The organism is Chitinophaga sp. NPDC101104, from assembly GCF_050277495.1.
Taxonomy (GTDB): domain Bacteria; phylum Bacteroidota; class Bacteroidia; order Chitinophagales; family Chitinophagaceae; genus Chitinophaga.
In genome coordinates this window covers 3,609,156-3,626,581 of record NZ_JBNNSF010000001.1, presented here as the reverse complement: position 1 = coordinate 3,626,581, position 17,426 = coordinate 3,609,156, and the positions used below count along the sequence as shown (strand labels likewise).

The following is a 17,426-nucleotide window of genomic DNA, read 5'->3' as shown; positions in this document are numbered from 1 at the left end:
GATGGTATGATTACGGTTTTATTTGACTTTTGCGGTGCCTGTTTTATCCAGCGCGGCTTTCAGGCCGCTGGCCAGTTTTTCCGCAGGGCCTGTGCCCCAGTAATGAAGATTTAAGAAGTGGCGGTTGGCGATTGCAGACAACTATAGAGAATGCCGCCAGCCAAAAATGCAGTTGCTATGGTGCTTGACTTCATGGCACTGCGATTTTTCTAAATTTCGGACTTTTTAGGCGGTAGCAGATCAGGATCCCAGTTATGGCGCTCATCCCGGGCATAAGCGGCCCAGCTGTAAAGGGCGTCATAGATCTTCATCCCGATCTCCAGTTGCGCGTGGTCGTCGGCGTAATTCCTGGACAGGCCGGCGGAGATGGCCCAAAACCCGGCGGCCTCTGGCGCCAGTTCAAAGCGGTCGGTATCAGCTCCGCGGACGATAATGGCGATCACCTGGATAGCCGGGTCGGTCAGACCGTGCTTCCGGACCACGTAATCAAAAGTGCATTCCTCCCCGTAGTGGGAGTATTCCGCGCCGGGAATGTCGTACGGGATGGCGTTCTGTTTTCCGGCTTCCTGGAAAACCATTTCCTTCGGAACGAAAATAAACTCCGCGTCCGGGTCTACGAACCGCTTGATCAGCCATGGGCAAGCGATCCGGTCGATCTTAGGGCGTTCCCTCGTTATCCATTTCATAACCTGCAGTTTACCCGGCCTGCCAGCTATCGCTAAAAGGCGACGCCGAACTGGAAGCCGATGGTTAAAGTGGCCGGCTGGTCGTTCCCGAACCGCGCCGGAACAGGAACAGCGGCGAACATACTGGCTTGTTTTCCCTTTATCACTACTTTATTCAAAACCGGTGTGAAGCCGTACCTGCCGGATGTTTCAAATGCGGCGCGGGCCGCTACCGTCCAGCCTTTGCCCAACCCGAACAGCACGCCGGGATGAAAGCAAAAGTTGCTCATCTTGCTGGTACCGCCCGTTGAACGGATGGTGGGCACAAATTCCATCGAGAAACCGATCTGCTGGCTTTTCCAGAGATTGATCCCTGTTGGCAGGCCCGCCGTATAGCCTCCGTCGAAGTTGTAATGCGGTTTGTCGCTGCCAAAAGTCACTATCGGATGAAGCAGGCCCACGTAGCCGGTTACTTTCGGATAGCCGCTGGGCGCCGCCTGCTGGGCTTTCACCATGCCGGAAGTGCCGATGAAAAGAAGCGTCGCCAGGACGGGCATTTTTAATGGTTGGCTTGCAAAGCCTTTGCTGGTAGTCACTTTGATGTGGTTTAAATTGTTGAAATCCAATCAAAGGCAAGATTACGGAGGAATGTGCCGGTAGAATAGAACGGAAATGACTGTCCTTGAACAGAACTTACTTTTGGGGACTTTTTTTTCAGAAAGGTGCGCTGCAGATCGTGGAACAGTTATTCAGGGAGGTTCTTCCTGAAGTTGTTCGGGCTTTCGCCCTTCAGTTTCCTGAAAATCCGGGTAAAATGGCTTTGATCCGAAAACCCGGTTAAATAGGCGATCTCCGTCAGGGTATGGTCCGGGTTCTTCATCAGCTGGATGGCCTTGCCGATACGCTGCTGCTGGATGTACTCCGCAAATGACAGGTTGTCGAAATGTTTGGAAAATTTCCGGGAGAGGTACGAAGGGTTGATATCGAGGCTTTGGGAAAGCTCTTTTAACGTCAGGCTTGTGTCGATATGGTCCTGGATCATTTCCTTTAGTTCCTTTGCCCATGCCGGCATTTTACCACTTGTCCTTTCACGGGACTGCAGGAACCGGTTGATGGCAATGAGCAGCTGTTGCTCATCGGGTTGCTGGGTGTGCTTTACTTTTTGCAGGTGTTTGGCCCAGCTGTAGAGGGCATCGTAGATCAACATGCCTTTCTCCAGCAGGTCGTGATCGTCGGTATGATTATACGCGAGCCCTGCGGAAATGGCCCATAGCCCCGAAGCCTGCGGCGCGAAATCGTGGCGGTCGGTATCAGCTCCGCGGACGATGGGCGCCATGGCCAGTACGGCTTCGTCGGAAATCTGATATTTCCTGATGATGTAGTCGAAAGTGCACTCGTCCCCATAATGCGTAAACTCCACACCGGCAACGTCGAAAGGGATGGCGCCCAGTTCGGCGGCTTGGGCGATCACCTGGTCGGCCGGCACATAGAAAAATACGGCGTCCTGGTCAACAAAGCGGCGTATCAGCCAGGGACAAGCGATCCGGTCGATCTTCGGGCGTTCGCGGGTGATCCAGTTCATAAAGTTGATGTTCAAGATACAATTTACATCAAATGTAGCGCCCGTCCGCCGGATGTTTTGATATACCTGCGCGGCTGAGATTTTAAAAATCCATTTCGTATTCGTGGGATTTGACAATATTTGTAGCTTATATTCAATTAGCGCATAGCTTATGGCGCTCAAATACGTCCGCAAAAAATTCTCGTTGACTTACCGCCAATACGCTATCTTGCCTGATTTTCAACCTATATCGAACAGTAAACCAACACCCGGCATGAAAAAGACCATTATTTGGACATCCATCGCGCTTCTCGCCATTATTATTTTTTTCTATTCTTCCTGCACCCGGATCGATGCGGGCCACGAAGGCGTATTAGTTCGCCTCTACGGTAGCGATAAAGGCGTACAGGACGTTTCGCTCGTAACGGGGCGCGTTTGGTATAACCCTTTTACGGAAGACGTACATGAGTTTCCGGTATTTGTGCAAACGGCGGATTATGAACCATTTACCGTCAATGCCAAAGACGGGTCGGTTTTTACCGTGGACCCCACCATTACCTATAAAGTGATCGCCGGCCATTCCCCGGAGATTTTTCAGAAATACCGCAAGGGCATCAAGGAAATCACTACCACCACGCTCTACAACTACGTCCGCGATGCGTTCCGCATCCAGTTCAACGAATTCACGACCGACAGCATGATCTCCAACAGGAAAGGCTTCGAAAGTGCAGTACAGGCCCAGCTTTCCGCCGAATTGACCAAGGAAGGCTTTCAGCTGGAACAACTGACTTCCGGGATCGTGTACCCCGAAAGCATCACCCAGGCCATCGACGCCAAGAACCGCGCCGTCCAACAGGCGATGCAGGTGGAAAACGAATTGCGCGTAGCGGAAGCCAACGCCCGGAAGCTCATCGTGCAGGCCGAAGCGGAATCGCGCGCCAACCAGTTGCGCCAGCAGTCGCTCACACCCTTGCTCATCCAGCAGCAATTCATCGAAAAGTGGGACGGTAAAACCCCGCTTTACGGCAATTCACCGGTAATGTTCAAGAACGTACAATAACAGGTCGCAATTTCTTTCCCACGATCCCTGCCAGGCATCCCGGCAGGGATCGTTGTTTTGAGGCGGCTCATCCTACAATCCCTCCACCACCTGCCTGAATTTCTTCGCCATTGGCGCGGAAACGCTTTCCGGCTTGAACTTCACCTTCTTTACCTTCCCGCCAAACAACGTTTTATACCATACCAGCGAGCCCAGGTAACAGCCCGCGGGATTGGCGTGGTTGGCATCAAAATCGAGCTTGCCGTTGCGCCAGATGTAGCCGATATGCAGGGAGTTCGTCTGATCGGGTAATTGACCCGCCTGCGGTGCCTCGAAATTGAACGTGGTATCTTTGGTATAGTGCCATTTCCGGCTCATCTCCATTTTACGGAAAGCATCGCCCGTCGGGATGATCGTAAGGCCCAGGTCTGCCGCGGCCTTGTGGTAGGCCGCCCGTACATGGCGGTGCATTTCTTCGGCATTCGCAGCGCGGATTTCGCCGTTGATTTTTCCGAAAGACTTCGCATCGTTCCGGTACGCCCACACCTGGTGGATGTATAGCTTCGCCCCGGGTTGCAACGTCCGGATCATTTCCACGAGCTGGCTGGCGTAAGGTTCATAAGTGCCGGGGTCTCCGGAAAGCAGGGAATACTGCTGAATGGTAACGATGTCCCAACGGCCGTCAGACAGCAGCTCGCGCAGCGATTTTCGCTTGTATGCCTTCTCTCCTGCTTCCGAAAGTTTCCAGTGCTTTTCGAGCGAGCAGCCGCCCAGCTCGGCGCGCCCCACTTCCAGGTCGATCCCGCCTTCCTTCGCCAGTTGCGGCACGAAAGCCGAGGCGTTCTGCGAAAAACTGTTGCCGATAATAAAAAGCCGTATCTTTTTTGCGTCCTGCGCCTGGACCGAGCAGCAGATGCTCAGCAGGATGATCAGCGAAATCCTGATTTTTGATAACATGGTAAGTCCGTTTAGTCGAAAACGGTAAAATATCATTTACCGGCTGATAATCCAAATAGGCTTTACCGCCGGTTGAAACGCAAATCCAACGAAGGATTCCTTAATTTGTAGCCTGTCGAAACATGCCCATGACCGGAATAGACGCCTTATTAGCAAACCCGCCCGCCTGGAAATCCCGCAGGATCGGGTTGGTAACGAATCACGCCGCATGTACGGCAGACTTCCGCCCCGCCCGGCAGGCCCTGCTGGCGGAAGGGTTTCACATCACCCGGCTGTTTTCCCCCGAACAAGGACTGGAAACCACCGGCGAAGACGGAAAGGAAATGCCGGACGGGACCGACCGCCTGACAGGCCTGCCCGTTACCAGCCTCTACGGCGGTAAACTGGCGCCTGATCCCCACGACCTCGCCGATATCGACATCGTGCTATTCGATATCCCCGACATCGGCTGCCGCTTCTATACTTACCTCTGGACGATGACCCACGTCATGGAAGCCTGTGCGGCCCAGGGAAAGCACCTGGTGATCGCAGACCGGCCCAATCCCCTGTCGGGCATCATGGCCCTTGCCGAGGGCCCGGAACTGAACGAGCGCCACTGCAGCAGCTTCATCGGGCGATGGAACATCCCCATCCGCCATAGCTGCACATCCGGTGAACTGGCCGGTTATTTCCAGGCGGCATACATCCGGAATAATACCTTGCTTCTCGACGTGATCCCATGCAAAAGCTGGCGGCGGACGATGTTCCATCCGGATTGGAGCCAATCGTTCGTGCCCACGTCCCCGGCCATTCCCTGCTTCGCGTCCGCATTGCTGTACCCGGGCCTGGGCTTGCTGGAAGCCACCAATATCAGCGAAGGAAGAGGCACGGCCACGCCTTTCCGCGTTGCTGGCGCGCCGTGGATGGACGGGCCGCGCATAGCCGGGATGGTAAATGATGTTCGTCCGGACGGCGTGTACGCCAGACCGGTACATTTCGTTCCGGCAGAAGGGAAATATCAGGGGCAAAAATGCAGCGGTGTCATGCTGCACGTCAGCGACCGGGCGGTTTTCCGGCCGGTGCGGTTGGGTTGGCTGCTGATCCGGCTTATTCATCAAATCCATCCCGGTCATTTTGCATGGGCGCCCTACCCTACTTTCGTAAACCCCGGCGGCGCGCGGCACCTCGATCTGCTGACAGGGTTAAAAAATGCGGAACCGCTCGTGGCGGATGCCGGCATCGGGGACATCGCAAAGTATACGGATGCGGGAGATTGGCAAGCGAAAATCGCCCCTTACCTGCTTTATTAGCACGGCTTTCTATTTTTTCGGGAACAGCAACGGCGAGATGTTGTGCAGTTTGAGGTGCATCTGTTGCTGATGGTAGCTGGATTTCATGTCTTTGAGACAGGCGGCGCAGAGGCAATCGGCGTATTGCGCGGCAATAAAGTCGCGCTCGTCCTGTGAAAGCGTCACGGCCGTGCATTGGCAAAGCAGGATGGATCCTACCTTGCATTCGAAGGGAGCGTTACACCTGGGACAATGCTTTTGTTCGTGTTCGCACATATTGGCAATTTAATCCAAATTATTCGATTCGCGCCTTCTCCTTACCTTCGCTGTGCGAGAAACGCGCTAGATAGATGAACGGTCCACTCGAGCTGATACTTAACAACATCCGCAGGCACATCCCCCTCACAGCGGAGGAAGGCGATTATTTCACCAGCCTGCTGAAACCCGGTCATTATGCCCGGAAAGAATACCTGCTGCGGGAAGGGGAAGTTTGTACCGATTTCACTTTCATCGCCGGCGGCTGCATGAAAAGCTACCTGGTCGACGCCGATGGAAAGGAACATATCCTCACGATCGCTTCGCGCGATTGGTGGATCGCGGATATCGGGAGTTTCATTTCCGGTACGCCGGCGCATCTTTTCATCGAAGCCATCGAGCGGACGGAAACCCTGGCGCTGTCGCGCCGCAACCAGGAAATCCTCCTCCGGGAAATCCCCCGGTTCGAACGCTGTTTCCGCATCCTCACGGAGCGCGCCTTCGCCGCAAGCCTTCAACGGAACATCGACGCCATGAGCCTTTCGGCGCCCGGGCGCCTGGAAAAGTTCCGTCTCCAGTACCCTTATCTGCTCCCACTCCTGTCCGACCAGGAAATCGCTTCCTATATCGGCGTTACGCCGTCTTTCTTCAGCCGCATGTTGAAAAAACGGGACATCAAACTGCGGTAACCCGTAAAATTTACCGGGGAACTTGACCTAGGTCAAGATCCGGGCGTTCCATCGCTGCTACTTTTGTGTGCAGTGAAGGCCTTCACGATTTCCAAAAACAGTAAAACATTATTCTGATATGAAATTGACCGCTTTTTGGGTGGCATTCATTTCCATCACTTCGGGCGTTTTCGCACAGCGCCCTGCAAACAACGAACACATGAAAGAAGCATTGATCATCATTGATATCCAGCAGGATTATTTCCCCGGCGGACGGCACACTTTGGTGGGCGCGGAAGAAGCCGCGGAAAAGGCGAAACAGGTACTGGCGCATTTCAGGAAAACCGGCCGGCCCGTCATCCACGTGCAGCATATTTCCACCAACGAAGGTGCCACTTTATTCCTGCCCGGTACGGATGGGATCGCGATCCACGGGGCTGTGATGCCCGAAAACGGAGAAAAAATCATCACCAAGCATTTTCCCAACAGTTTCCGGGAAACCGATTTGCTGGAGTATCTGAAAGCCAATGGCATTCAGCGTCTGACCTTCGCCGGGATGATGACCCACGTTTGTATAGACGCATCGGTGAAAGCCGCGCGGGATTTCGGGTTCGATTGTACGGTGGTGGCTGACGCCTGCGCTACGCTGGATGTGGAAGTCCAGGGAAAGAAAGTGCCCGCCGCATGGGTACAGCAATCGCTGCTGGGCGCGCTGGAATTTTTCTACGCGGAAATCAAAACGGCTGCGGAAGTAGTGGCGCATTAAAAAAATGCAGGGAACCCGGGGCATGATGCCCTGGGTTCCCTTGTCAATAGATTTCCAATATTATTTCTTTCCCCTTGAAATCGAAGGTGTCTCCCACTTTCATGCGCATGAGCTGCCGGGCCAGCGGAGATGCGGGCGAAAGGAAAATGACGGTTTCCCCGTTGATGGTTTGTTTGCCCAATCCCGCGCCTATAAAGAAACCGGCGTTGGCCGACCGCACGAAGGCGCCGGCTGCAGGAACGAGGCAGATCGCCTGCACGTTAACGGCACGAAGCGCAGCCAGTTCCTGTTGATGTGCCACCAGTTGCCGGGCGTGCATATCTTTTTCGAGGTGGCCCATGGCCCGGGAGGTTTCGTATTTGTCGCCCGCCGAACTTTTATCTTCCTGGTTGGCCGCGGCCTGTGCTTCGTCCATCGCCCGGCGCGAAATGGCGATGCGTTGCAGGATGACCTGTTCGCAGCATTGTTTCAGTAAAAGTTTATGGGCGAGTTTTTCTTCCATATCCGCTAAATTGCTAAATAAATGGGGAATTTCACGATTATGCCTCAAACTGTAGAATATCCCTGGTGGCACAAGTCGATCCTGCCGATTACCGCGACCTGTTTCGGAAATACTTAGACGGTAGCGTGGCCGGCGGCGCCCCTGCCCGCCGCCAACTGTTCCCTGCCTGTAACTTTAGTTTACACTTGTACGTTATAGTATTGCCTTGTGTAAACTTTTCCAGTGTATCTGTCCGTGTGAATAAAGGACCGGAAAATTGTATCCTTGCAGTACGATCTACGCCCATCCGAAGGAAATGCAATCCCGGGGCGTATGTCGCAGAAAACCATGCCGGTCAAACCAATACCAACGGAAACTTATAAAACCTAACACGCTATGGGACTTAAACGGTTGTTGCAAAAGCTCGTCCAACCCGAAACCACCGTCGATATTTTTCAAAACCTATCTTATTCCCAGGAAGGGGAAGATCTGGTACTGGGCAGAATATTCGAATTTCAGAAGAAAGGATTTTTCGTGGACGTAGGTGCCCTCCACCCCAAGCGCTTCTCGAACACTTTCCGGTTTTACCGCCTCGGATGGCGCGGCATCAATATCGACGCCATGCCCGGCAGCATGACGCTGTTCCGGGAAATCAGACCGGAAGACATCAACCTGGAAGTGCCCGTTTCGGACAAGGAAGAAGCGCTCGATTTTTACGTTTTCAACGAGCATGCACTCAATACCTTTTCGAAGGAAATGGCGGAAGAACGTAGCAGGAAAGAAATCTACAACATCGAAAAGGTCGTAAAAATAAAGACGAGGACGCTGGCGAACATCCTCGACCAGCACCTTCCCAAAGGTGCCTCCATCGATTTCCTCACGATCGATGCCGAAGGGCTCGACTTCCAGGTACTGAAATCCAACAACTGGGAAAAGTACCACCCGAAAGTAGTGCTGATCGAAAGCGAACTGGATGTAAAGGGAATGATCGGCTCGGAAATAGACCTTTACCTCGAAGCGCTCGACTACGAGCTGTACGCGAAAACGGTGAAGACGTACTTCTACAAACATAAAAGCTTCAAAGTATAAACTGAATAAGGCGCCGGAAGGTGCCTTATTTTTTTGGCCCGCCGCGCAGCTTGTGTTCGCGGAGATAGCGGACCAGCGCGCCCGGATGGTCGCTCTGCATGCCCTGCACTTTCCGGTCTAGCACGGCCTTCCAGGCATCGGGGCCTTCGTTGGGCGATTGCGCGTCCAGCCAAACGGAAACCCGGCGGCGGCGCGCTATGTTCATGAGACTGCTGTCGGTTATATTGTCCAGCACTGCAAAAGAGTATGTATCCAGAAACTGTTCCATTTGTGCGGGCGTATGGGCATCGTCCGGCAGGCTGGACATCAGGGGCATTTGCGGCGCGATCTCGCGCCAGGGTTGATATTGCTCCTTTTTGTTGATGTACACGATCACCTGTTTTTCCATCCCCGCTTCCCGTATTTGCTGCCAGGCCTGCGCTACGTCCGCTTCCTTGAAGTCCAGATAAATATGCACTTTGTCCCTGGCGGCTTTCAGGGCTTCCGTGAACGTGGGCACCCGGTAAATTTTACCATCGGTACTGTTGATGGTCAGCCGGCGGAGCGCGGCCAATGTATACTCTGCCACGGCGCCCTTTCCATTGGTGGTGCGGTCAACGGTTGCGTCGTGCATGAGCACGAGATGGCCGTCTTGGGTCGTGCGGAGGTCGAGCTCGGCATAATCGGCGCCGCACTGGTACGCCGCTTCCACGGATGCTACTGTGTTTTCGGGGACGGTTTCATGGTTCCCGCGGTGGGCGATGACGACGAACCCATGTTTTTGTGCAGGGAGCGCAGGCTGCTGCGCGAAGCCAAGGCCATGGAGCAGTAAACATCCGGCGAAAATAAGCGTTCCTTTCATAGTCAATGCTTGAGGTACAGGTGATGAATCCCGGGAAGGTGATGTCAAGATAAAGGGAATTCCCCGGATTTCCAGCCGGCGCCGGGCATAAAAAAACACCTGCGGGTTGCAGGTGTTTCTTATATCTAAATTCTTTTTTCGTCGCAAATCATCCGATCCTTTTCAGATCCACGGCGCTGAAGCCTCTCGGCGTCTTCTCCCGCGTAAAGGAAACCCTGTCCTTTTCTTTCAGGAGCTCTGTTAACTGGTTGGCGTGGAAGAAGACGTTTTCCCGGGCATTGTCGTCGGTGATGAACCCGAAGCCCTTTGCCTGGTTGAAGTAGGATACGAATCCTGTCCGGGTGGCTTCTACCGTTGGCCGGTGCCTGCTTTTCGCGACGGCGGTCAATTCCTGCATCGTCACGTCTTCGTTGCCCTGTCTTGGAGGAACGGAACTCAGGTTCCCGTTTTCATCGACGAAAGCGAGCATCTCTTCAAGCGGCTTGCCTTTGTCGTTGTTCGACTTTCGATCGAGCATTTTTTGCGCCTTTTCAATTTTGGCTTTTGCTTTTTTGTTTTTCTTTTCCTTTTTTGAAAAAGATTCACCCATGTTGTGTGGTTTTAATTATGGTGCATTATTGCGTTATGCGATATGTAGCGTTACGGCTTGCTGTGCGTACAGGTTTGCCGTTTTGATTTCAGTACTGGGCCTCTGGATACGTTCAGGGTCGGTGGCAGCTGGAAAAGCGAAGACTGAGGAAGAAAAGAATAATCCAGACTAATTCAGAAAAGGCAGAGGCAGGAGCCTGTAGTAAATCGTTGCAAAGATACGATTATTAATCGACAATCGGCGAAGTAAAGCAGTTTAGGTGGGAAAACGGCCATGGATATGGGAAATGATTGTCGCATCCGGCCATGTGGATTGTCGCAATAGCACAGCCCCCGCCTGCCGGTTATTGCCGAAATTTGATGGTATGAGAAAGATTATCGTTTTATCCATGATCTCCATCGACGGCGTTATGCAGGCGCCCGGCGCGCCGGGGGAAGACACTTCCGGCGGATTTGCTTTCGGCGGATGGGTAGCCCCGTTTATGGACGAAGTTTACGGCAAAGTGCTGGAAAAACAGCTGCAACCGGCGGATTTGCTCCTGGGCAGGAAAACCTTCGACATTTTCGCCGCGTACTGGCCTTCGCATGCCGACATCTGGCCCGGCATCAACGACGTCACCAAATACGTGGTGTCGCGCACGGTGAAGGAATCCGACTGGCAACATTCCGTTTTCCTCGACGGCCTGGTTGCAGTTGAAGCGCTCCGGAATTCGGACGGGAGCGACATCCAGGTGCATGGCAGCGGCGATCTCGTCCGCCAGCTGCTGCAGCACAACCTGGTGGACGAGCTTTGGCTCAAGATCCATCCGCTGATGTTGGGCAAGGGAAAGAAATTGTTCGATGACAGTGCATCGCCAGCAGCGTTCGAGTTAACGGAACATCACGTAACGCCGGGCGGCGTTATCCTGGCCAATTACAGGCGTTCGGGCAACGTCAGGACGGGCACAGCGGGGGCATGGTAGCCGTTTCGCGCGCTTTTTCCAGTTTGGCGATCAGCAAGGATTTGACGAGTGTGAAGCAGTAGTCTTTCGCTTCGGCGAACGAAACATCGTACCGGCGGGCAATTCCGCGCATTTCTTCCGGGAACGGCGCCAGCAGCTGATCGTAATAGGTATCGAGCACGGTAGCGGCTGGCATCTGGAAATCTATCCGCAGCTGGAACCTCCGCAGCAAGGCGGTATCGATCACTTCGGGATGGTTCGTGGCGCAGATGAGCAGGGCCTTCTCGGGAAAATAGTCGATCAGCTGCAGCAGCGTGTTCACCAGCCGCCGCATCTCCCCCACGTCTTTATCGTCTGTCCGCGACTTCCCGATCTGGTCGAACTCGTCGAGGAACAACACGGCCCCGTCCCGCGCGGCTTTGTCGAACACCATTTTTAGTTGCTGCGGCGTTTCCCCGATTTTGGCGCTGACGATGTTGCTGAGGTTCAGGATGAGGAGGGGTTTGTTCAGCGCATGGGCCAATGCCTTCGCCGTCATCGTTTTCCCGCAGCCGGACGCGCCGTGCAGCAGCACTTTATTATTGACCGGCAAACCGTATTGCCGCAGTTCTTCGAAATACAACCGCTCCTTGATGAGCTGTGCGCACATGTTTTTGCTGTGGTCGTCCAGGAAAATACTGTCCAGCAGCACTTTTTCCGGGTCGTTGATGATCAGGTCCAGTACGTTCATAGTTCGCAAAATTCGTAAAATTTATCGACCCGCGGCTTTCCGCCCTGCGATCTCCATGGAATGCAGGATGTCTTGCAGCGCCATTTCCCGGCGGTTGCCGGCCTTTATCCCCGCCAGTACGGCCTGCATGACCCGCGCCGCCCGCCTTATGGCCAGGGGGAATGCCGCACCGTTGAGCATTTGCAGGTGCATATGTGCTGCGAAAAGCTCCCCGGTGCCGGGCGGGTCCACCGCCACGCGGGGCGTCCGTTCCAGGTGCAACTGGCCGTAGTCCAGGGAAACGATATCGATCCACCCCGGCGGCGTATCCGCGAATTGGCAGCTCGTCACCACCAGTTCCTGTTCCGAAAACCGGCCGTTTTCCCGGATCGCGGCGGTCATTTCTTCCAGCGAAGCGAAACGGCGGCCCAGCATCTGCTGCAATTCGAAGGAATTCGGCGTGAGCACGTCCGCCAGCGGAATCAGCCGGTCGATCATGGCCCCGGGTACGCCGGGCGCCACGTAGAATTCGTCCGCATCGCCCATCACGGGGTCGCAGAGATAGACGATGTCCGGGTGCCGCGCCTTCACTTTTTCCACGAATCCTGCCGTGAGGATCACTTGTTCCGCCGAACCGATGAAGCCGGTGATGATGGAAGATACTTCGGCCAGGATGTCCAGCTGCAGAATGCCGTCCAGGAGGGAAGCGAATAGCGCGGTGGGGAGCACACCTCCGCCCACGGAAGCCAGGCCCAGCCGGTTGGAATATAATACCGTGGGCACGGTTATCACGTCTTGCCGGCCGGTTTGCAGTACGAGGGCGGTGGTGCTGCTGCCTACGTAGCCATAGGAAACCTTACTGTGGATGATGATCGTTTTATCGCGCTTTACGGGCATGGTCGTCATGATTTTTGAGGCTGGAAATGGAATCGAACCATTGTGAAGGGATGTGCCATCCCCCGCCTCGCCACTCGGCTATCCGGCCTGGGGAATAAGTTATCAGCCCCACCAATGATAATAATTATGCAGTCCATCGTACTCGAAACCGCAGCGGGGATACAGGTTGTTCCCGATATCGTTGGTCTTTTCCGTTTCCAGCATGAGGCCGCAGGCGCCCGTTTCCCGGCTCCATTGCTTGCTGCGGTCGATCAGGGCTACTGAAAGGCCCTTGCCGCGGTAATCCGGGTGAACGAACAGGTCGCTCAGCAGCCATTGCTTTTGCAGTCTGGTGTAATGGAAGAGTTTGTAGAGCTGGACGAACCCCACGGCCTTCCCATCCGCATAAGCGAGGAAAATATCGGATTCATTGTTGAGGAGGCGTTCTTTCAGGAAAGCCTTCCCTTTTTCGAAATCCGGCGCCTGCCGATAAAAAACACGGTAACTGTCGAATAATGCCGCGGCATCGTCCAGTTCTTCCAGGCTGGCTTTCCTGATGCTGTATTCCATGGTATAAAGTTTTGATTACGAAGGCAAAGCTATGGAGTAATTGGACTATATTTGGGGGCCAGATTTCAAGTATCAGGTAGTCCAGATGATCCCGGTAGCCCATCTCATTTCAATCAACAAGGAAAGCAATACGCCGGTTTACCGGCAGATCGCCGTGTCTATCATCATGGCGGTGCGGAACGGCACGTTAAAAGCCAGCGCCCCCTTGCCGGGGAGCCGCGAACTGGCCAAAGACCTCGGTGTTCACCGGAAAACGGTGGTGGCGGCGTACGAAGAGCTGTCTGCCCAGGAATGGATCACAGTGGTGCCACGTAAGCGGATCACCGTTTCGGAGCACATCCCCGAACTGGAGCCCGCCAACTGGAAAACGGACGAAGTCCGCGAAGGGTACCAGCGCCCTTTCGAATTGCCGTTCAGAACGGTCGCCGAAGCAAACAACGTGGAAACGGGCGCCGCGGTGCCGGAGCTGGTGATAGACGACGGGCATCCCGACATCCGGCTCTCTCCCATCGATCCCCTCCTCAAAACCTACCGCGCCTACACCACGCGGCGGTATGCGGTCAAAAGCGCGAACGTCGGTTCCGCGCAGGGCACGCACCTGCTGCGCGAAGAAATGGTCAAATACCTTTCGGAAAGCCGCGGGCTGCATATTTCGATAGACAATATCCTCGTCACGCACGGCGCGCAGATGAGCATTTACCTGTCCGCGCAATTGTTGCTGGGCGCAGGTTCCAACGTGATCGTCGGGAAGCCGGGATATCCTGTCGCCAATATGGCTTTTGGCGTTACTGGCGCCAATATCCTGGAAGTGGACGTCGATGAAAACGGCATCGACACGGAAGCGATCGGGCGCATCTGTCAACAGAAAAAAATAGCGGCGGTGTACGTCATCCCCCACCACCATTACCCGACAACGGTGACGCTGAGCGTGGAAAGGCGGATGAAGCTGCTGGAGCTGTCCCGCCAATTCAACTTTACCATCATCGAAGATGATTACGATTTCGAGTACCACTATACTTCCGCGCCATACCTGCCGCTGGCGAGCGCCGGGCACCAGGGCAACGTGATCTATATCGGGTCGTTTTCCAAAATCCTGGGGCCGTCTATCCGGATCGGATTCATGATCGCGCCAAAGAACTTCATTGAGCAGTGCGCGGCGCTGCGTATGATCATCGACGTGGGGAACGACAGTTACATGCAGAATGCGCTGGCGGGCTTGATGATGGACGGGGAACTGAGCCGGCACCTGAAGCGTGCGCGGAAGATCTATCACCAGCGCAGGGATTTCCTGGATGGATCGATGGCGCAAAAACTGGGCCGGTTCCTGGATTACACGTTGCCGACGGGCGGCATGGCGATCTGGGTGCGGTTGCTCCCGGCGTTCCCGGTAACTGCCCTGGAACGTTCGCCGCTGCTGCATATCAAGGGGGTGTATGCCCGGGAGAACGCTTTCCGCTTCGGTTTCGCGTCGATGAACGAGGAGGAGCTGGAAAAGGCGGTGGACGGGATATATTCCATCCTGGCCGGGTCATGAGGCTGCCTGCACGACGGAAACCAGTTGGAACGCGTGCGAAATCGCGTATCCCCGCTTAAAGTTACTGGTTCCAGTAATTCCCGGCATCGGTTTGCCGGGGTACCTTTGTTGCGACCAGGATCCGTTTCCATATCCGATTTGAAAACCATGATTAACCTCTTCCCTTATGAAAAAAATCTACGCGCTGTTGCTGCTGGTTGCCGGCTGCCATCTTTCCTTTGCCCAGATCAAACTGACCGTTTCGGCGCCGGCCGGCGGACAAATCGTCGACGCTGACATCTTCGTGGCGGGGACCGCCTCCTCTGCCGGAGGTGCCATTGTTTCCATTACCGCAACCGCCGGCGGGAAAACCGATACGCTCGTACCCGGCAGCAATTTTTCATATGCGGGAACGCTTCGGCTGGTAAATGCCGTACCGGGCAATATTCCCATCCGCATCCAGGCCAGGGACGCCGGTCAGCATGTGCATGATACAGTGGTGACCGTGTTGTACGATCCCCGTCCACAGATCGTTTTCGACTCCGCCGTTACCACCGGCATTGCGCGGCCCATGCTGAGGATCAGGGCGCGGGCGGCCGATAATGGGCCGGTTTCGGAGATGCAGTTGCGGTTCAATGGCCAGATCCACCGGTTCAGCGGCGCGCAAATCGACACTACGATCGATGCGGCGATACTGACTACACAGCTCAGCGTTTCGGCGACGGATTCGCTCGGCCAGCAGGGAAGCGCCGATCTCCCCTACAGTCTCAATACCAGTGCGGGTTTCCGGTTGGTTTACAGTGCGCCTCTCGGTGCCGACATCCATCAAATCGGCCACGGGAAAATCCTCCTGACGAAAAACGAAAAGGTCCATATCATCGACACGGCAAGCGGCCAAATCGCGTCGCAGCCCTATAACCTGGAGTCTTCCTCCGGCCAGCAAGCGTGGCTTACGGCAGACGGGGCTTACTTCCGCGCCGGTTTCCCCAACGCCCTTTTCGCCTGGAAAACCGGAGGAACGGCCCAGTTGATCGCCCATGCCCCGAAATCCATTTCTTCGGGCGGCAACGCGATCGCGTGGGTGTCTCCCTCATACGATTCCCTGTATTATCAACCCGGAATGAATGCCCCGGTGCGCCTGGTGGCCGTGGGCGCCTCCGCGTTCCATGTGGGGGAAGACGGCAGCGTTGTCTACGCCCTGCGCGACCAAACGCTGTATCGGTATGAAAACGACGCATCTGTACCATTATACACCGACCGGATCAACAATAATTTTACGCAATGGATGGTCCAGGACCGCCGGCAGATCGCGTTTTACAGCACCACCATCACCGGTGCCAATTTCCTGCGGTTGTACAATAACGGTTCCGCGCCGCTGCTCCATCGCGGTGATTATATGTCGTGGTTCACCCCCAACCACATCGCGCTCGACAGTGGCCGGCTGGCCTGGGCCAACTATAAATCCATCGAACCGGAAAAACGGCCGGTGGGCGTTTATCTCAAAATGCCGGGAGACACTATCCGCAACATCTATCCCGGGTGCACGGGCTCGCCGCTGGCGATCGGCAAGGGCGGTGTACTGGTGGGTACGGGCCAGTTGCTGGAATACATACCGTTTAACGGTGCGCCGCGGCCGTTGGGCATGGGCTACAGGCGATTTTACAAAGACGGGGGGCGATGGTACGTTTCATTCATGAATGCGTTGTATGTGCTGGATACGGCCGCCAGTAACCGTTACGAAGCAAAGAACGCCAACGTTCAGGTATACTTCAACACGCCGCATTACTTCACGGTAAAGGATTTCACCGATTTGTACACCGGTCCGGCAGATGGCCCCGGCCAGCTTTCCGAAATCGAAATCACGGAAAGGGTGCCCTGGGGCACCGTTTACCGGCCCGACGGGCGCCGTGTTACCAAAGGCAGCAGGCTGAAGCGCCATGAGCTGGACAGCCTGCGATACGAGCCGATTTTCAACATGATCGGTGCGGACACCCTGAAGTGGCGGGGCACGAGCGGCACCGGGTTTTCCAACGTCTCTGCGATCACTTTCATCACCTATCCCGATCTTAAATATCCGCCGCGCATCGCCGGGCTCGATTCGAATTATGCGGCCAATGTTCCGTCAGACAAAATCCGCATCATGAACCTGCCGCCTCCGAAATGGCGCACTGTGGTGACGGTGACGCTCGATGGCTCGAAGGAGCTGCCGGTGAGTGCCGATAGCACGTTTACCATTACACCATCCGCGTATAGCCCGGGATTGCATTATTTGCGCGTCACTTTCCGGCATCCGCTGGATTCGGCGGCGACGATGGTCCGTTTCAACGTGGTGCCGCTCGTGGAAACGCAGGCGCTGGCGCACGGGGAACAGAAAGCCTCGCCGGAGCTGAAGGTATGGCCCAATCCGTTTGCCGGACAGTTTAATGTGCAGGGGCTGGATGCGGACAGGCGCTACCAGCTGTCGGTCCACAATACCGCGGGGCAACTGGTGTACCGTAAAACCGTGCAGGGCCAATCCACCGTTGCGGTTACCGGTTTGGTTTTGCCGCCGGGGATGTATTTCCTGCAAATATTCGATGTTTCGGCGGGTAAAATCTTCGAAGTGAAAAAGATCGTGAAGATGTAGTGGATGGGGCGAT

19 protein-coding genes and 1 tRNA gene are annotated in these 17,426 nt (G+C 55.1%); 8 read left to right on the top strand and 12 right to left on the bottom strand.

Features of this window, described 5'->3' with window-relative positions:
- Positions 1 to 209: 209 nt before the first annotated feature.
- The 3 genes from ACQKLP_RS14610 to ACQKLP_RS14600 all read right to left on the bottom strand — a co-directional run bounded on the left by ACQKLP_RS14610 (position 210) and on the right by ACQKLP_RS14600 (position 2,247).
- Entirely contained in the window at positions 210 to 686 is a 477-nt protein-coding gene (locus tag ACQKLP_RS14610) for a chromate resistance protein ChrB domain-containing protein (protein ID WP_427323481.1), read from the bottom strand.
- A gap of 32 nt (positions 687 to 718) precedes the next feature.
- Positions 719 to 1,222: a hypothetical protein gene (locus ACQKLP_RS14605; RefSeq protein ID WP_427323480.1), complete on the bottom strand. Its 504-nt coding sequence runs from the start codon at positions 1,220 to 1,222 to the stop codon at positions 719 to 721.
- 188 nt (positions 1,223 to 1,410) lie between these two features.
- Positions 1,411 to 2,247, bottom strand: a complete 837-nt coding sequence (locus tag ACQKLP_RS14600; RefSeq protein ID WP_427323479.1) for a chromate resistance protein ChrB domain-containing protein — start codon at positions 2,245 to 2,247, stop codon at positions 1,411 to 1,413.
- A 253-nt stretch (positions 2,248 to 2,500) separates the two neighbouring features.
- Between ACQKLP_RS14600 and ACQKLP_RS14595 the strand changes: the two genes are divergently transcribed.
- Positions 2,501 to 3,286 (top strand): SPFH domain-containing protein, encoded by a 786-nt coding sequence (locus tag ACQKLP_RS14595; RefSeq protein ID WP_427323478.1) that lies wholly within the window; start codon positions 2,501 to 2,503, stop codon positions 3,284 to 3,286.
- A 72-nt stretch (positions 3,287 to 3,358) separates the two neighbouring features.
- On the opposite strand, the gene ACQKLP_RS14590 is transcribed toward ACQKLP_RS14595, so the two are convergent.
- Positions 3,359 to 4,222 (bottom strand): DUF4886 domain-containing protein, encoded by an 864-nt coding sequence (locus tag ACQKLP_RS14590; RefSeq protein WP_427323477.1) that lies wholly within the window; start codon positions 4,220 to 4,222, stop codon positions 3,359 to 3,361.
- Between the two features lie 128 nt (positions 4,223 to 4,350).
- Here ACQKLP_RS14590 and ACQKLP_RS14585 point away from each other — a divergent pair, with 128 nt between their 5' ends.
- The gene (locus ACQKLP_RS14585) at positions 4,351 to 5,511 is read left to right on the top strand and encodes an exo-beta-N-acetylmuramidase NamZ family protein (protein WP_427323476.1); all 1,161 of its coding nucleotides are present in this window, start codon (positions 4,351 to 4,353) and stop codon (positions 5,509 to 5,511) included.
- Between the two features lie 9 nt (positions 5,512 to 5,520).
- Here the strand turns inward: ACQKLP_RS14585 and ACQKLP_RS14580 are convergent, their stop codons facing one another.
- Complete coding sequence (locus ACQKLP_RS14580) at positions 5,521 to 5,766, bottom strand: cysteine-rich CWC family protein (RefSeq protein ID WP_427323475.1); 246 nt, start codon at positions 5,764 to 5,766, stop codon at positions 5,521 to 5,523.
- A 74-nt stretch (positions 5,767 to 5,840) separates the two neighbouring features.
- Here ACQKLP_RS14580 and ACQKLP_RS14575 point away from each other — a divergent pair, with 74 nt between their 5' ends.
- Together ACQKLP_RS14575 and ACQKLP_RS14570 are read left to right on the top strand one after the other, a co-directional pair.
- Positions 5,841 to 6,434 (top strand): Crp/Fnr family transcriptional regulator, encoded by a 594-nt coding sequence (locus tag ACQKLP_RS14575; RefSeq protein WP_427323474.1) that lies wholly within the window; start codon positions 5,841 to 5,843, stop codon positions 6,432 to 6,434.
- Positions 6,435 to 6,552: 118 nt separating this feature from the next.
- Positions 6,553 to 7,179, top strand: coding sequence for a cysteine hydrolase family protein (locus ACQKLP_RS14570; RefSeq protein WP_427323473.1), 627 nt, complete (start codon positions 6,553 to 6,555; stop codon positions 7,177 to 7,179).
- 43 nt (positions 7,180 to 7,222) lie between these two features.
- Here ACQKLP_RS14570 and ACQKLP_RS14565 read toward each other — a convergent pair whose 3' ends face one another.
- A complete protein-coding gene (locus ACQKLP_RS14565; RefSeq protein WP_427323472.1) occupies positions 7,223 to 7,681 on the bottom strand; it encodes a hypothetical protein in 459 nt (152 codons plus the stop codon).
- A gap of 375 nt (positions 7,682 to 8,056) precedes the next feature.
- Here ACQKLP_RS14565 and ACQKLP_RS14560 point away from each other — a divergent pair, with 375 nt between their 5' ends.
- Positions 8,057 to 8,749, top strand: a complete 693-nt coding sequence (locus ACQKLP_RS14560; RefSeq protein WP_427323471.1) for an FkbM family methyltransferase — start codon at positions 8,057 to 8,059, stop codon at positions 8,747 to 8,749.
- A gap of 25 nt (positions 8,750 to 8,774) precedes the next feature.
- Here ACQKLP_RS14560 and ACQKLP_RS14555 read toward each other — a convergent pair whose 3' ends face one another.
- Positions 8,775 to 9,590, bottom strand: a complete 816-nt coding sequence (locus tag ACQKLP_RS14555; RefSeq protein ID WP_427323470.1) for a glycerophosphodiester phosphodiesterase family protein — start codon at positions 9,588 to 9,590, stop codon at positions 8,775 to 8,777.
- A gap of 148 nt (positions 9,591 to 9,738) precedes the next feature.
- On the bottom strand, positions 9,739 to 10,179 hold the full coding sequence (locus tag ACQKLP_RS14550) for a cold-shock protein (RefSeq protein WP_427323469.1): 441 nt from the start codon (positions 10,177 to 10,179) through the stop codon (positions 9,739 to 9,741).
- Positions 10,180 to 10,543: 364 nt separating this feature from the next.
- On the opposite strand from ACQKLP_RS14550, the gene ACQKLP_RS14545 reads away from it, so the two are divergent.
- Positions 10,544 to 11,140, top strand: a complete 597-nt coding sequence (locus ACQKLP_RS14545; protein WP_427323468.1) for a dihydrofolate reductase family protein — start codon at positions 10,544 to 10,546, stop codon at positions 11,138 to 11,140.
- On the opposite strand, the gene ACQKLP_RS14540 is transcribed toward ACQKLP_RS14545, so the two are convergent.
- From ACQKLP_RS14540 to ACQKLP_RS14525, 4 genes are all read right to left on the bottom strand, one after another.
- A complete protein-coding gene (locus ACQKLP_RS14540; protein WP_427323467.1) occupies positions 11,112 to 11,849 on the bottom strand; it encodes an AAA family ATPase in 738 nt (245 codons plus the stop codon). The two genes, ACQKLP_RS14545 and ACQKLP_RS14540, sit on opposite strands and share 29 nt — an antisense overlap.
- A gap of 21 nt (positions 11,850 to 11,870) precedes the next feature.
- Positions 11,871 to 12,734 carry a pyridoxal kinase gene (gene pdxY, locus ACQKLP_RS14535; RefSeq protein ID WP_427323466.1) on the bottom strand — a complete coding sequence of 288 codons (864 nt, stop codon included), beginning with the start codon at positions 12,732 to 12,734 and terminating at the stop codon, positions 11,871 to 11,873.
- Positions 12,735 to 12,742: 8 nt separating this feature from the next.
- A tRNA-Cys gene (locus ACQKLP_RS14530) sits at positions 12,743 to 12,813 on the bottom strand.
- 14 nt (positions 12,814 to 12,827) lie between these two features.
- A complete protein-coding gene (locus ACQKLP_RS14525) occupies positions 12,828 to 13,274 on the bottom strand; it encodes a GNAT family N-acetyltransferase (RefSeq protein WP_427323465.1) in 447 nt (148 codons plus the stop codon).
- Positions 13,275 to 13,314: 40 nt separating this feature from the next.
- On the opposite strand from ACQKLP_RS14525, the gene ACQKLP_RS14520 reads away from it, so the two are divergent.
- On the top strand, positions 13,315 to 14,808 hold the full coding sequence (locus ACQKLP_RS14520) for a PLP-dependent aminotransferase family protein (RefSeq protein WP_427323464.1): 1,494 nt from the start codon (positions 13,315 to 13,317) through the stop codon (positions 14,806 to 14,808).
- 166 nt (positions 14,809 to 14,974) lie between these two features.
- Complete coding sequence (locus tag ACQKLP_RS14515) at positions 14,975 to 17,413, top strand: T9SS type A sorting domain-containing protein (protein WP_427323463.1); 2,439 nt, start codon at positions 14,975 to 14,977, stop codon at positions 17,411 to 17,413.
- Positions 17,414 to 17,426 lie beyond the last annotated feature (13 nt).

Coding starts and splice junctions, on each gene's coding strand:
- ACQKLP_RS14610 (WP_427323481.1), bottom strand. CDS start 686: ATGAAATGGATAACGAGGGAACGCCCTAAGATCGACCGGATCGCTTGC.
- ACQKLP_RS14605 (WP_427323480.1), bottom strand. CDS start 1,222: ATGCCCGTCCTGGCGACGCTTCTTTTCATCGGCACTTCCGGCATGGTG.
- ACQKLP_RS14600 (WP_427323479.1), bottom strand. CDS start 2,247: ATGAACTGGATCACCCGCGAACGCCCGAAGATCGACCGGATCGCTTGT.
- ACQKLP_RS14595 (WP_427323478.1), top strand. CDS start 2,501: ATGAAAAAGACCATTATTTGGACATCCATCGCGCTTCTCGCCATTATT.
- ACQKLP_RS14590 (WP_427323477.1), bottom strand. CDS start 4,222: ATGTTATCAAAAATCAGGATTTCGCTGATCATCCTGCTGAGCATCTGC.
- ACQKLP_RS14585 (WP_427323476.1), top strand. CDS start 4,351: ATGACCGGAATAGACGCCTTATTAGCAAACCCGCCCGCCTGGAAATCC.
- ACQKLP_RS14580 (WP_427323475.1), bottom strand. CDS start 5,766: ATGTGCGAACACGAACAAAAGCATTGTCCCAGGTGTAACGCTCCCTTC.
- ACQKLP_RS14575 (WP_427323474.1), top strand. CDS start 5,841: ATGAACGGTCCACTCGAGCTGATACTTAACAACATCCGCAGGCACATC.
- ACQKLP_RS14570 (WP_427323473.1), top strand. CDS start 6,553: ATGAAATTGACCGCTTTTTGGGTGGCATTCATTTCCATCACTTCGGGC.
- ACQKLP_RS14565 (WP_427323472.1), bottom strand. CDS start 7,681: ATGGAAGAAAAACTCGCCCATAAACTTTTACTGAAACAATGCTGCGAA.
- ACQKLP_RS14560 (WP_427323471.1), top strand. CDS start 8,057: ATGGGACTTAAACGGTTGTTGCAAAAGCTCGTCCAACCCGAAACCACC.
- ACQKLP_RS14555 (WP_427323470.1), bottom strand. CDS start 9,590: ATGAAAGGAACGCTTATTTTCGCCGGATGTTTACTGCTCCATGGCCTT.
- ACQKLP_RS14550 (WP_427323469.1), bottom strand. CDS start 10,179: ATGGGTGAATCTTTTTCAAAAAAGGAAAAGAAAAACAAAAAAGCAAAA.
- ACQKLP_RS14545 (WP_427323468.1), top strand. CDS start 10,544: ATGAGAAAGATTATCGTTTTATCCATGATCTCCATCGACGGCGTTATG.
- ACQKLP_RS14540 (WP_427323467.1), bottom strand. CDS start 11,849: ATGAACGTACTGGACCTGATCATCAACGACCCGGAAAAAGTGCTGCTG.
- pdxY (WP_427323466.1), bottom strand. CDS start 12,734: ATGACGACCATGCCCGTAAAGCGCGATAAAACGATCATCATCCACAGT.
- ACQKLP_RS14525 (WP_427323465.1), bottom strand. CDS start 13,274: ATGGAATACAGCATCAGGAAAGCCAGCCTGGAAGAACTGGACGATGCC.
- ACQKLP_RS14515 (WP_427323463.1), top strand. CDS start 14,975: ATGAAAAAAATCTACGCGCTGTTGCTGCTGGTTGCCGGCTGCCATCTT.